Genomic DNA, 13,383 nt, shown 5'->3' with positions numbered 1-13,383 from the left:
GTAATGTAAACTTTCAATTAATTAAAAGTGTAATAATTATTTTGTTTTTAATTTGTTCAACATCGATTAAGTATTAATGCGTCAGTATTAAGTGATGCCTAAATTTCAATATAAAGAAAAGTTTTTATAATAAATAACAGTGGTTGATGAAGTGGTTATTATTTTAAAGGGGTTGATTTAAGAATATAAAATATGGACTACCGTTTATTCATTTAATTATTGCTAGTTTCTTGTGATAGATTCGTTACGAAGTAAAATTTATCTCACCCGTTGTTGATCCTTCTAAAAAATGAATACGTAAATGAGATTGAACCATTTAATTTCTTAGTCGTTAGAGGGTTAACCATGTTAAAAACAGTACTTATTTCAGCATCAATTCTAGTAGGAAGTTTAGTCAGTGTTAATGCTCAAGCTGGGCATCATGGAGAGAAAGAGGATATTGTTGATATTGCCGTTGGAAATGGATCATTCAACACGCTTGTTACTGCCGTAAAAGCCGCGGGTCTGGTTGATACACTCAAGGGAACGGGGCCATTTACCGTATTAGCGCCAACAGATGAAGCATTCAGTAAACTTCCTGCTGGTACTGTTGAAACATTGTTAAAACCTGAGAATAAACAAAAGTTGATTGATATCCTCACTTACCACGTTATATCTGGAAAAGTTATGGCAGATGATGTGGTTAAATTAAATGATGCGACAACACTTGAAGGTCAGAAAGTTAATATTATTGTCGATAACGGCAACGTAATGATTAATGATGCAAAGGTTATTAACGCCGATGTGAAAGCCAGTAATGGTGTGATTCACGTAATTGATAGCGTATTAATACCGTCAAGTAACTAGATAACATATTTTAAATAATATCACTGTATTGATTCCCCCTTGATAAATGTGTTTAGCCTTAATATAAAAATGGATAGGAGCTAATGCTGCTATCCATTTTGTTATTTGATAAATAAAGTGTTTTTCTTGCAATAAATTAACTTACATTATTATCTTTTTAGAAAGAATGTTACTTAGAGTTAAAGGAACATTCGAGCGCAGAATATAATTAAGACACCGCCCCGATATAACAACTCGATAGGCATTCACCGCAGCCATTACAATCATCATTTAAGATTGGCGTGCTGTTAGCGATAAGGCTGAGTGCTTGTTTCGGGCAATCATCGACACATTCTTGGCAATTATCAAAAATCTTAGCGTTACAGCTTTTACTAAAAGTTGGACGCCAGCCTGTATCTGTGGTGTTAAGGGTATTCAGTGCTTGAGTATCACAAGCATGAATACAGGCTTGGCAAAAGGTGCAATGGTTAAAACTCAGATCCATTACAGGCCCACTTGTTCCCATTGCCAAGATATTCTGTGGGCAAGCCGCGACACACTTTTCGCAGTTATTACATAAACGAGAAAATAGGCTTTCTTCGACAGCACCGAGTGGCCTTCCTGTATTAATACTGTCAGCTTTTAGGGTATCGGCAGATTGCGATACACCGCGCGACAGCGCACGAAATAAACCACGGCGACTGTGGTTTATTTCATGTTCGTTAGGCATTGATTCGGTGCTATCGGTTTTCATTATTCGCTCTCTTGCCAGTAGTTACGGTGTGATGCGATTTGTAACTGTTTCTCTTCACAATAGATGCTTAACCATGCCTGTGTATAAGCGGCCAATTGTTGGTAAAAAGCGGTTTCAGCATGTTGCTGCATGCTTTCAAGCATGAAAGGCGCAAAAGGCATTAAGTGCTCACTGAGCAACTGATTTGCTGCTGCTTGATTATCTTGCTCAAGTAATAACGACACCAGCATTAGCATTAAACCAATGTGATCTTCAGGTTCGCGCATACCCGTATCGCAGGCTAAACCTTGTTGGCGAGTAAACTCACGGTATGCCAATGTTGATGAGCCAAATAAGGCATTTTCTTTATCTAAATACGCCGATCCCCATGGTGGACATGGCATATCACCACTGCCTTGCAGTAATTGAAAGTGATCAGCTTCGAGATTTTCCGTGTTAACAACACGGGCAAGCTCTGCAATATTTTTTAATAAATCATCATCTTGATCTGTGAAGGCTTGCAAGATGGCTGTGCCATTGTTTGATGTTGGTGAGTAGAACAAAAGACCACCAAGAAGGCGAAAAAGTGTAGCTTCGTAATGCATAGAGAATACTTGATAAATTTTTGGCGGAGCATACCGAGTTCATAAGCGGAAAAAATTGCGCTTGGTCAAAAAAACAAAACAAGCAATTGCATTTAATTATGTTATTAAATGTTTGTTAAATATTGGTGAAAATTTCATGTTGTATAAATTTGTGACTAACTTCTCAGTTGTGATTTAACAATTATGGAATTTCATATTGCAAATACGATTTGTTGATTTAGCGCAATAATTCTCTCTGTAATTTCAGTGTAAAAGAACGCCCAGAAAAAGACCGCGAGAGTCTTTTCGCATTTTTTATGAGTAGTTGTCCTATGAAAAACACACTGAAAGCAATGATTTCCGGTGGCCTATCAAGACGTGATTTTATGAAAACGTCGAGTGCTGTCGGTGGATTGGCTGCGACTGCCAGCGCCATGACCCTGCCATTTAAATCAAGCCCTGTTGCTGCCGCGACAGAGCAAGCGGTGAATGAAAAAATCGTCTGGAGCGCGTGCACAGTTAACTGTGGTAGCCGTTGTCCATTACGTATGCATGTGGTTGATGGTGAAATCAAATGGGTTGAAACCGATAACACAGGTGATGATGAATACGGTAATCACCAAGTGCGTGCGTGTTTACGTGGCCGTTCAATGCGTCGCCGTGTTTACAACCCTGATCGTTTGAAGTACCCAATGAAACGTGTCGGAAATCGTGGTGAAGGTAAATTCAAACGTATTTCATGGGATGAGGCGTATGATGAAATCGCTAACAATATGAAGCGAATCATCAAAGATCACGGTAACGAAGCGATCTATCTGAACTATGGTACAGGTACGCTTGGCGGCACCGTTACTAAATCATGGCCGCCAGCAGGCTCGCTTGTGGCACGTATGATGAACCTATGTGGTGGTTACTTAAATCATTACGGCGACTACTCAACAGCACAAATCAAAGAAGGCCTTAACTACACCTATGGTGGCTGGGGGGCGGGTAACTCGTTCTCTGATCTTGAAAACACCAAGTTAATTGTACAGTTTGGTAATAACCCGGCTGAAACCCGTATGTCAGGCGGCGGTTTGATCCATCACTTAATGGAATCAAAAGAGCGTTCAAAAGCGCGCATGATCATGGTTGATCCTCGTTATACCGACACTGCGGGTGGTCGTGAAGATGAGTGGATCCCAATTCGTCCTGGTACAGACGCAGCATTTGTTGCGGCAATGGCGTATGTGATGATCAAAGAAGATTTGGTCGATCAGCCATTCTTGGATAAATACTGTGTCGGTTACGATGAGAAAACTTTACCAGCATCAGCGCCCGCGAAGAGTGACTACAAGTCTTACATCTTAGGTGAAGGCGAAGACGGTATTGTGAAAACCCCTGAGTGGGCAGCAAAAATTACCGGCATTCCGGTTGATACCATTATTAAAACCGCCCGTGAAATTGGCTCAACCAAACCTTGTGCGGTATTACAAGGCTGGGGCTTACAGCGTACTGCGAACGGTGAAATTGCCTGTCGTGCGATCGCAATGTTAGCACTGCTTACAGGTAACGTGGGTATTAACGGTGGTGGTACGGGGGCGCGTGAATCTGACTACAACATTCCGTTTGTCCGTTTCCCAACCTTAACCAATCCGATTGAAGCGTCGATCCCTATGTTCCTATGGACAGATGCGATTGTGCGCGGCACTGAAATGACCGATCTACGTGATGGTGTCCGTGGCGTTAAACAGCTCAAATCACCAATTAAAATGATTTGGAACTACGCGGGTAACTGTTTGATCAATCAGCATTCTGATATCAACAAAACCCACGAGATCTTACAAGATGACAAAGCCTGTGAGCTGATTGTGGTGATTGATAACCACATGACGTCATCGGCAAAATATGCCGATATCGTCCTGCCTGATCTTACAACCTCAGAGCAATCTGATTTCTGTATGGATACTAAAGCAGCCAACATGCCGTATTTCATTTTTGCCGATAAAGCGATTGAACCGCAGTTTGAAGCCAAAGGTATTTACGAAATGTGTTCTGAAATTTCAAAACGCATGGGCGTGGGTGAGCAGTTTACCGAAGGTCGTGATCAAGAAGGATGGCTACGTCACTTGTATGCGTTAACTCGTGAGCAAGATCCATCACTGCCTGATTTTGAAACCATGCGTAAGCTAGGTATCTACAAGCGTCGCGATCCAAACGGCCACTTTGTTGCTTACAAAGACTTCCGTGAAGATCCAGAGAAAAACCCGTTAACCACACCATCGGGCAAGATTGAGATCTACTCTGAGCGTTTAGCACACCTAGCGGCAACATGGGAACTTCAAGAAGACGAAGTGATCCATCCACTGCCTATCTATGTGTCAACGTTTGATGGTTGGGATTCAAAACAGCGTGAGCAATTCCCACTGCAGTTAACCGGTTTCCACTACAAAGCCCGTTGTCACTCAACCTATGGCAATGTCGATGTGATCAAAGAAGCGGCACGTCAAGAAATGTGGATTAACCCGATTGATGCCCAGCAACGTGGTATCGAAAACGGCGATTTGATCCGTATTTTCAACGATCGCGGTGAAACTCAAATTCCAGCCAAAGTCACCCCACGTATTCTGCCGGGTGTGGTTGCTCTGGGTGAAGGTGCTTGGTATGCCCCTGATAAACGTAAAGTCGATAAAGGTGGCTGTATCAACGTATTAACCTCTCAGCGTCCGAGTCCGCTGGCGAAAGGTAACCCACAGCACACTAACTTAGTGGAAGTTCAACTGGTGAAAAAGGCATAAGGTTAAAGCATGAAACAATACGGCTTTTATATTGATTCAAGTAAGTGCACCGGTTGTAAAACGTGTCAGCTTGCTTGTAAAGACAACAAAGATTTAGATGTTGGGGTTAACTTCCGTCGTGTATACGAATATGCGGGTGGTAACTGGGTAGAAGATAACGGCACTTGGCGTCAAGACGTGTTTTCTTACTATGTATCGATGGCGTGTAATCACTGTACTAAACCTGCTTGTACCAAAGTTTGTCCAAGCGGCGCGATGCACAAGCGTAAAGAAGACGGCTTTGTGGTTGTCGACACTGAAAAATGTATCGGTTGTCAGTACTGTGGCATGGCATGTCCTTACGGCGCACCACAATACAATGCTGAAAAAGGTCACATGACCAAGTGTGATGGTTGTTATGAGCGAGTTGGTCAAGGGCTACAGCCTATTTGTGTCGATTCTTGTCCGCTACGTGCGTTGGAGTTTGGCCCTATTGCAGAGCTACGTGCCAAATACGGCAGTCATGCAGAAGTGGCACCGCTACCAAAAGCATCATTAACGCAACCAAACATCATCATTAAACCGAACCGCCATGCGCGTCCTTGTGGAGACACCACAGGTCACTTGGCTAACCCGAAGGAAGTGTAATATGGCATGGCATGAATGGCCGCTTATCGTCTTTACGGTATTGGCACAAACATCGGTAGGTGCATTTTTAGTGTTAGCTACCATGATGTTAACAAAGCAACTGTCACTCGCTGCAGAAAAGCGTCTTCATAAAGCGATGTTCGGTTTATGGGCGATAATGGGATTGGGTTTCCTTGCATCGATTATGCACCTTGGTAGCCCACTGCGCGCAATGAATGCGTTGAATATGCTGGGTAGCTCTTGGTTATCAAATGAAATTGCAACCGGTAGTGCGTTCTTCGCTTTAGGTGGCATGTTCTGGTTATTGTCGATATTAAACGTTGGCAGTGTAGCAATCCGCAAAGCCCTAATGATCGGTGCGATGCTGGTGGGCGTTGCCTTTATGTATGCGATGACCATGGTATACATGATTGATACTGTGCCTACGTGGTACACACCGTTAACGCCAGCAGCATTTGTGATCACTATGCTGATCAGCGGTACAGCATTGGCACAACTCCTGTTATCAGTGGCAAAACATGACAGCACAGTAGCGAACAAGCTGCTACCTGTTATGGGGTTGGTGGGGATGTTCGCGGTAGTGATGGTTGTGATGTTGCTTTCATCGCACCTAGCGAGTATTGAAACCAGTGTGACGACGGCATTAGCGGTAGTGCCACAGCACACAAGCTTGCAGATAGCCCGTATTGTCTTAATCGTCGCTGCAATGGTGCTGTGGTTATTACCTGTGGTTCAGCGTAAAAATGTAACAGTACTACCGATGGCTATGGCATTTACCATGATTGTGGTAGCAGAGCTAATCGGTCGCGGCTTCTTCTATGGCATGCACTTAAGCGCTGGTATGTAATACGCTGCCATATAAGCGAAATATTGATGAAAAATAAAATGGATAGGGGCGTGAGTTCCTATCCATTTTTTATTTTGGATGATAGGAAAAGAGTATCACGCTGCTATGAGCTATGAGCTATGAGCTATGGCTTATTGCTGTCAATTAATTCATCGTTCTTATAACGTAATCGACCAATTTGCTCACCTTGCTTGTTGTATATTTTTACCACCCCATTTTTTTTGCCATCAACATAATATTCTTCAACCTTTAATTGCCCATTTCTAAAGTAGCTTTTTGCTACGCCATTGAGCTTACCTCTACGGTAATTTTCTTCAAACTCTAGCGTACCGTCATCATAGTAGCCTTTTAAACTTCCCCTAGGTTTGCCATTAACATAGTTCTCTTCAAGTTTGATCCCACCATGTTGGTAGTAAGCCTTTAACAGCCCATGCGTTTGCCCATTAAGATAGTTTTCTTCGTATTTGAGTGCGCCACTTTTATAATAAATTTTGCTGGGGCCATGTGGGTAGCCGTTACGAAAATAGCCAACAAGCTGAAGTGCTCCATTGTCGTAATAGCTCTTTACCATGCCTTCGGGTTTGCCATTTTTAAAATAGCCCTCAGTTCTTAACACGCCATTTTTGTAAAAGCCTTTTCGTAGCCCTTCGAGCTTACCGTTCACATAGTTATCTAGACTTCTTAGTTCACCTGTGGGGTAGTATGTTTTGTGAATAGCAGCGGATGATAACGGCGAGAAAAGTAGCATGAATAAGGCGATCAGCGTTGTTATTTTCATGGTGCTACTCCACGTTGAACTTTTAGTTATAACGTGAGTATATGCATAGCATTTAATCTTGAGCGGTAAATAAGTGAGAGAGAAGAAAGAAATGCTTGATCTAAATAAAAGCGTTGAGGTTGGTGCGGTACGCTAATGCTGTTGTTAATATTCCGAGAACGACCACAATAAGAAGAGGGAAGTATTTAACGTGTTGATGAATAAAAACCGTAACGTTATGAGAGGCTATCCACGACGATACAGTTTTTATGATATAGGCGGTCGTTTTATCTCAGTACCGGCTATGTTAGCCCAAACAAATTGTCAGTTTGGTCATGTTACTGGCATTGCTATATATCGCGGTATCAGACTGATCACTATTGTTATGGCATTCAAGTCTGAATCCATCTCTGATCGTTGGGTTCTCATTAATGAAAGTATTGAAAGCTTCGATGCTTGATGTCGAGCTAATGACCGAATCAATTTCTCGATGGTTTGCTCCCTGCTGAATTATACCTGTTATCTTAAATTCACGAATTTCCATTGCTAAACCTTTACAGACTTTAAAACTCATTATTATTTTAACTCATTATATATTATGGACTGGTGATAAATATATAAAGAAATGATGAAAGCGATCTGGATCTACTAATAGATATATCTGACAACAGATAAGACAAAAATAACTCATTATTTTGTTTTAGCGAGTATATGTTTCATTCGGCTAATAATAAGTGAACAATATATAGCCGTATTTTTTATTAGTTTCATAGCGTTTTATTGCTACTTCTTAGTTTTTCGTAGTGTTTCTTAAAGTATAAAACGTAAATTTACGTATTTTAAATCGCATTCATGCGCTTTTTCTTAATAAAACCATATTATACTCTCGTAACAAATTTGAGCTTTGTCACAAAAAATAAAACTAAATTTAATCTTATTTTTAATTAAACTTAAAAATTAAATATATGTTTAATAAGTGTCATTTTTTAATTATTTAAATAAATGGTTTTATATTTTTTATTTGTAGCTTTATTGATATGGAAAATATAAGGTTGCGATGTTTTTACAAAATAATAATTGTAAAATAAAAGCTAATTCAATAATAAATAAAAAGACGTTTATATTGAAGAACTCATATATCGCATTAGTTATTGGACGTTTAATTTCTAGCAATGTTGCCCATGAGCAAAACCTGGTGTGCCAACTATCGAGTGGGGTGAGTATAAATATATGCTGCCTGAAATTTTCGCACTTATGCTCGCTCTTATAATGACAGTGAGCAGCGCTTTTTTGCTTGTGAACTAAGTTTTCAATAGGTTAAGTGTGAATCTTGTGACTCTTTTTTAAATAAAAATAACGCCAGAATGAAAACTTATTCGCATTAGTTAATCTAATGTTTACTTGGTGTTTTTCTCGTTTTTAAATTAAGTCTGCCTGATTATAATTCCTCACATAGCAGCAAGGTTGAAGCTTATAAAACCTGACTTTGTATGCTGTTTTAACTTTATTAATACTTGATTTTCAGAGGAATTAACCATGTCTACAATCATGAATAAAATTATCAAATTATACGTACCTGTTTTCTCACCAATGTACAAAAGCAACAACATGGTGAAATAATTTGATAGGACTAGTAGTAAATAACAATACTTAAAGGGCTTTGAAGATGAATTCAAAGCCCTTTTTATATTCATTATTGTTTCAATGCGTTGGCGATGTCACGCCAGTCTGCCATTTTGAAGTTTTGATTTTGATCGTCATACGAGGCATCAACGTTATAGCCATCTTGAACAAGGAATAATCCTTGCGGGAAACGATCACTAATCGTGGCAGAAACAGCATGAATACCATCGGTTTCACTGGCACCATCTAAGCCATTATCATCATCGGCGGTGAGCGCAAAGCTGCCTTTATAGCGGTAGTTATTATCCAGATCGTAAACAGCATAAGTGTGGTTACCTTGGCTTGATACAATCAGTTCATTCACCGTACCGTCGTTGTAAATTGTTAGCCCTTCTGCGTCGGCAACAATCTGCTTGCCATCTATTTCAATAATGAATTTTCCGTCAGTTGAACCTGCTTCATCTGCGGTAAATGCCCAAATCCCCGCATCTTCTTCACCGACATAGAGAGTATCGGAGGTTGGGTCAACGACACATCCTTCAGGTTGACTACTCACTTGCAGTTTACGCACAAGTGCACCTTCAATGCCATTATCGGTAATATCTAAGCGCCATTGTTCAATGTTGCCACTCTTACCGTTAATGAACACATAGTTAGCGCCAGTAGATGATTGATAGGTACATAAACCGTACACTTCATTGAGATCGGAGCGAAGTTGAGCCACTTCGTTGTGGGCATTATCACCAATCGCATCAAGCGCTACGATAGGTTTATTACCACCCGATGCCGCTTGAATTTTGTACAACGCAATAGTATTAAATTCACGGTTACTGGCCGCTGCTAGAGAATACGTTTCGCCACTAGGTGTCGTCACAGCTTGGATGATATCGACATTGTTTGGCTCTCCTTCATCAAGGTATTGCAGCTCTTTACCATCAAGATTGTAAGCGACCAGTCCACCTTGTTTATTGGTACCTATGATTAAACTGTTATCGGGATCAGCTTGGTTTAACCAAAATGCAGGATCATCTGCCGCATCACCATCATCATCGACAGGTGCTGTTTCGCCAACGACTTTCACCAAAGCAATACCCGTTGCTGCAAGGTTAGCTGAACTAAGTGTTTCATTAATTGGAGATTGAGTAAAAGAAGGGGCACTATTTAAGGTGCGATAACTGAGTTTTTCATACACTGGCTTATCGGCTTCTGAGTTACCGACCCAAATCCCGTTATTGGCGACAGCAAGCGACTTAATCTCATCGACACCGTCTAGCTGGATGTTTGTTTTCAATGCCCAGTCATCACGGTTATATAGCATCATACCTTTACCTTCATCACCCACAACGAGGTAGCCTTTACCGTCAGAAAGGTAGAGTAAATCTAATGCTTCAATTTCTTGCAAATTACCTAACGGCGCAATGCTATCAACAATTTGACGAGAGTTTATATCTTCTGGATCGGCGCCATATGCCCAAATACCTAAGTCTTGCTCTGCGATATACAGCGTAGACGTTTCATCATCCACTATACATGCGCTGAGTTCACCACCGACTTCCAGTTCGCGCACCGCGATAGGCTGCGCATTATCGTCAGCTAAAACACTTTTGATTTCACCATCTTGGTATTTCAGCTTGTATTGCACCGCCACACCATCATCAGTCACGCCCGTTAAGAGCAATGCACCGTTAGTGGTGTTTTTATGTAAACAGACACCTTCAGCGGCATAATCTGTTGTAAGCGTACCCACATCATTAAGAACCACACCGTTTTTATTACTCACGCTATAAAAACCGATACTGTTATCTTCTGGTAAAGCAACGGCGAGTAAATCAATACTGTCACCGTTATCGGCTTTAATACCGTAGCGTATATCTGCGCCAGTGGCTTCAATGTTTTCTAAGCGTTCAACCTCATCGCCTGCTGGGTTATAGACTGCCAATCCATCACCTTCTAAGGTGACAAAAAGTAAGCTCTTTGTTTTATCTTCACTATTTAGCCAGTAAGCCCCATCGCCAATATCGTCATAACTTGTTTTTGCTGTTGTTGATGTAGCGAGTGATTCGGTTGCTACCACATCAGATTTTGGTATTTCTGTTTCAACATAAACGGTTTTAGTTTTATCGCTATTACATCCTGTTAGCAGTGATAAAGCGATGATTGAGCTTAATAATGAACGACGCATTTTTCCTCTCCATGTGTGTAAGTCAGGAGGGAAGCTAAGCCAGTATTATTACAAAAAAGTGACTGATTATTTTCTTTATTTAATAATATCAATGTTTTAAGTGTATTTTTGTTAAGACGTGAGCTGTTTGGACTAGAAGCAATATAAGGCTATCTCTCAATATTAATATCAATAGGCTGTCATATTTGTATGGGAGGATAGATCACTTGAGCTTTTCGGACTTTTCTCATTACAACCGTTAAATAAGACATTGATTACTATGCCTACCTTCACAATAAGATCGTTTATTACCCGTTTTAATTATCAGTTATTTGACGTGCTTTATGGCATGCGTGTGCATTATCGGTGGCTTGCTCTATTGGTTTTAGCGTTACTGAGTCTGATTGTGTTTAATATTACGAACGGCACGATTAAGCGTTATGAGCAAGTTAATTGGTTAGATGTTGTAGGGGAAGGCTCATCGGCAATCATGGTATTGGTGTGGCTGGTGGTGATCCTGTCCACCCGTGCACCGGGGAGAATTACCAACTATTTTGCGATGGGGTTTACCTGTATTTTTTTAGCGTTAACCCAAGATGTTATTGATGAGTTTATTCGTTTAAAAAACTACACCATGATTGGAAATACCATGGAGTACATGATCCTTGGGCTGGCCATTGTGACTTATGCCTTTTGTTTGTGGCGTAAAGAGCTTGCAGTAGTAAAAAATTATGTGATGCAACGCCAACAGTTAAATGCGCGAACGCCGCTCCATCCTGAAAATTATCGCCTCCCAGAGCTGAGTTATTTACACCGTGCACTGACAGCGCAATACGCAGAGTCGAGCAAACAAAATGATTGTTATTTGATTGCGATTAACTTACAAAACAGTTACCAACTTTTACCTCAACTTTCACCTCAAGAAGCAGAAAGACTCAGAGTCTCGATCTCTGAATTGCTGTTAATTGCATCTCGCCATAATGATTTAGTGTGCCAAGTTGCAGGGCATCACTACCTTATGTTACTGGACGGGTTAAGCAAGAAAGATGCAGTAATATATGCTCGCTATGTTGAACAGTTACTCAGCACTTACCAATTTTATTTAGATTCTAGTATTCGCATAGAGATGCAATGGCAAATAGGTATTGTTGAAGTCAAACCGTCCACTTACTCATTACCGTCACTATACAAACAGATAGATGAAGCGATAAACCTTTCACGTGAGCCCCACGTTTATAAAGGTAGCGCATGAAAGGGCATTTCGCAGTGACGGCACCATGGTTGGAATGCCACGATAAAACCATTCCTGCAAGGCAACACATTGCGTTATTACTGGATTTACTCAGTAGCCGTGGTGTAAATATGCACTACGTATTACGGCATACAGGGATTTTTTATGATGATTTAATTACGCAAGATTTACAGGTAAGTCCCGTACAATTCTCTCGTTTAATTAGTAATGTAGCGAAGTTAGAGCAGTTTCCAGAATTGAGCTTTCTGTTTGGGCAGCAATTGATCCCGAGTGTATTTCCGACGACTAGCCATATATTGATCCATGCCCCGACCGTCAACACCTTGATGAATAATATAGCGCTTTACTCTGAGAGCTACTTCCCTTTATCTAAACTCACCACACAATTTGATGATTCGGGCGTTTATGTTTTCGTCGAAGATCCTTATGGGATTGAGGCTTCATTGAGTTCCCGAGATCGTATTGCTTATTTTCGTTGGTTAACAGAGTATGTCTTTACTTCGGTTATATCGTTAGTTAATTGGCGAGCTGATACCCAATTACCTTGGTCTGTTATGGTGGATTGGTTATGCCCACCATGGCAAGAGCATTATCAGATGTATTGGGAGAAGGTCAATTTCAATCAGCCGATGATTGCCTTGCATTTACCCAAGCAGTATCTGGATGTCACTTTGAAAGATAGCTCTTCAACCTTGTATAAAGTGGCACGAAAGATAACACCCATTCCAAGTTGTGGTTTATTGAGCCATATTCGAAATGTGTTTCGCCAAAACCTTGTTCAAGTCCCGTCGTTAAATGCGTTATCTGAAATGATGTTAATGAGCCCTGCCACGCTAAAACGTCGATTAAAAGCACATCATCATACTTACCGTTCATTATTGGGCGAGGTTAACCAGCAGCATGCTTTATATTTACAACAGATAAAACAATGGGATGATCACCAAATTGCGCAAGAGATGCAATTTTTTGATGTCAGTAATTATCGCCGTGCAATTCGCCGTTGGAAGACAAATTAATCACGTCAATTATTCTATAATGTCTAGTAATATAGAGTAAGGTGTACTAATTTCACGACCACGTAAAATTAGCACTTATTAATAACCAGCAATATCGATAATTAAGATTTCACTGATAATAAGAATAATAACGTTAAACAATGAGAGTTAACGTTTTTAATTAAATATCTTTATGATATTT

Annotated in this window: 11 protein-coding genes; 7 read left to right on the top strand and 4 right to left on the bottom strand. The window is 40.6% G+C overall.

The window, feature by feature from the left end; all coding sequences use genetic code 11:
- The first annotated feature begins 345 nt into the window (after window positions 1-345).
- A complete protein-coding gene (locus C9J42_RS16750; protein WP_107302188.1) occupies window positions 346-846 on the top strand; it encodes a fasciclin domain-containing protein in 501 nt (166 codons plus the stop codon).
- Between the two features lie 208 nt (window positions 847-1,054).
- On the opposite strand, the gene C9J42_RS16745 is transcribed toward C9J42_RS16750, so the two are convergent.
- Both C9J42_RS16745 and C9J42_RS16740 read right to left on the bottom strand, forming a co-directional pair.
- Window positions 1,055-1,579 (bottom strand): 4Fe-4S dicluster domain-containing protein, encoded by a 525-nt coding sequence (locus C9J42_RS16745; RefSeq protein ID WP_107208752.1) that lies wholly within the window; start codon window positions 1,577-1,579, stop codon window positions 1,055-1,057.
- The gene (locus tag C9J42_RS16740; RefSeq protein WP_107208753.1) at window positions 1,579-2,163 is read right to left on the bottom strand and encodes a molecular chaperone TorD family protein; all 585 of its coding nucleotides are present in this window, start codon (window positions 2,161-2,163) and stop codon (window positions 1,579-1,581) included. The genes C9J42_RS16745 and C9J42_RS16740 overlap by 1 nt, the downstream gene beginning before the upstream one ends.
- 311 nt (window positions 2,164-2,474) lie before the next feature.
- Here C9J42_RS16740 and C9J42_RS16735 point away from each other — a divergent pair, with 311 nt between their 5' ends.
- The 3 genes from C9J42_RS16735 to C9J42_RS16725 are packed head-to-tail and all read left to right on the top strand — an operon-like array spanning window position 2,475 to window position 6,393.
- Window positions 2,475-4,919 carry a DmsA/YnfE/YnfF family dimethyl sulfoxide reductase gene (locus C9J42_RS16735; RefSeq protein ID WP_107208754.1) on the top strand — a complete coding sequence of 815 codons (2,445 nt, stop codon included), beginning with the start codon at window positions 2,475-2,477 and terminating at the stop codon, window positions 4,917-4,919.
- A 9-nt stretch (window positions 4,920-4,928) separates the two neighbouring features.
- The gene (locus C9J42_RS16730; RefSeq protein ID WP_107208755.1) at window positions 4,929-5,546 is read left to right on the top strand and encodes a DMSO/selenate family reductase complex B subunit; all 618 of its coding nucleotides are present in this window, start codon (window positions 4,929-4,931) and stop codon (window positions 5,544-5,546) included.
- 1 nt (window position 5,547) lies between these two features.
- On the top strand, window positions 5,548-6,393 hold the full coding sequence (locus C9J42_RS16725; protein ID WP_107302187.1) for a DmsC/YnfH family molybdoenzyme membrane anchor subunit: 846 nt from the start codon (window positions 5,548-5,550) through the stop codon (window positions 6,391-6,393).
- 124 nt (window positions 6,394-6,517) lie between these two features.
- Here C9J42_RS16725 and C9J42_RS16720 read toward each other — a convergent pair whose 3' ends face one another.
- A complete protein-coding gene (locus C9J42_RS16720; RefSeq protein ID WP_107208757.1) occupies window positions 6,518-7,171 on the bottom strand; it encodes a toxin-antitoxin system YwqK family antitoxin in 654 nt (217 codons plus the stop codon).
- 190 nt (window positions 7,172-7,361) lie between these two features.
- Between C9J42_RS16720 and C9J42_RS21540 the strand changes: the two genes are divergently transcribed.
- Entirely contained in the window at window positions 7,362-7,610 is a 249-nt protein-coding gene (locus C9J42_RS21540) for a hypothetical protein (protein ID WP_158259272.1), read from the top strand.
- 1,233 nt (window positions 7,611-8,843) lie between these two features.
- Here the strand turns inward: C9J42_RS21540 and C9J42_RS16705 are convergent.
- Entirely contained in the window at window positions 8,844-10,955 is a 2,112-nt protein-coding gene (locus C9J42_RS16705) for a phytase (protein ID WP_107302186.1), read from the bottom strand.
- Between the two features lie 385 nt (window positions 10,956-11,340).
- Between C9J42_RS16705 and C9J42_RS16700 the strand changes: the two genes are divergently transcribed.
- Window positions 11,341-12,186 carry a diguanylate cyclase domain-containing protein gene (locus tag C9J42_RS16700; protein WP_158260212.1) on the top strand — a complete coding sequence of 282 codons (846 nt, stop codon included), beginning with the start codon at window positions 11,341-11,343 and terminating at the stop codon, window positions 12,184-12,186.
- On the top strand, window positions 12,183-13,202 hold the full coding sequence (locus tag C9J42_RS16695; RefSeq protein WP_107302184.1) for an AraC family transcriptional regulator ligand-binding domain-containing protein: 1,020 nt from the start codon (window positions 12,183-12,185) through the stop codon (window positions 13,200-13,202). The genes C9J42_RS16700 and C9J42_RS16695 overlap by 4 nt, the downstream gene beginning before the upstream one ends.
- Window positions 13,203-13,383: the final 181 nt, after the last annotated feature.

The sequence above is a fragment of the Photobacterium sp. GB-56 genome, from assembly GCF_003026105.1.
Taxonomy (GTDB): Bacteria; Pseudomonadota; Gammaproteobacteria; order Enterobacterales; family Vibrionaceae; genus Photobacterium.
The sequence above is the reverse complement of the archived record's forward strand: the minus strand, read 5'-3'. Positions and strand labels throughout refer to the sequence as shown.

What these genes read in the sequence shown, in the direction of transcription:
- C9J42_RS16750 (WP_107302188.1), top strand. Translation starts at nt 346, where the DNA reads ATGTTAAAAACAGTACTTATTTCAGCATCAATTCTAGTAGGAAGTTTA.
- C9J42_RS16745 (WP_107208752.1), bottom strand. Translation starts at nt 1,579, where the DNA reads ATGAAAACCGATAGCACCGAATCAATGCCTAACGAACATGAAATAAAC.
- C9J42_RS16740 (WP_107208753.1), bottom strand. Translation starts at nt 2,163, where the DNA reads ATGCATTACGAAGCTACACTTTTTCGCCTTCTTGGTGGTCTTTTGTTC.
- C9J42_RS16735 (WP_107208754.1), top strand. Translation starts at nt 2,475, where the DNA reads ATGAAAAACACACTGAAAGCAATGATTTCCGGTGGCCTATCAAGACGT.
- C9J42_RS16730 (WP_107208755.1), top strand. Translation starts at nt 4,929, where the DNA reads ATGAAACAATACGGCTTTTATATTGATTCAAGTAAGTGCACCGGTTGT.
- C9J42_RS16725 (WP_107302187.1), top strand. Translation starts at nt 5,548, where the DNA reads ATGGCATGGCATGAATGGCCGCTTATCGTCTTTACGGTATTGGCACAA.
- C9J42_RS16720 (WP_107208757.1), bottom strand. Translation starts at nt 7,171, where the DNA reads ATGAAAATAACAACGCTGATCGCCTTATTCATGCTACTTTTCTCGCCG.
- C9J42_RS16705 (WP_107302186.1), bottom strand. Translation starts at nt 10,955, where the DNA reads ATGCGTCGTTCATTATTAAGCTCAATCATCGCTTTATCACTGCTAACA.
- C9J42_RS16695 (WP_107302184.1), top strand. Translation starts at nt 12,183, where the DNA reads ATGAAAGGGCATTTCGCAGTGACGGCACCATGGTTGGAATGCCACGAT.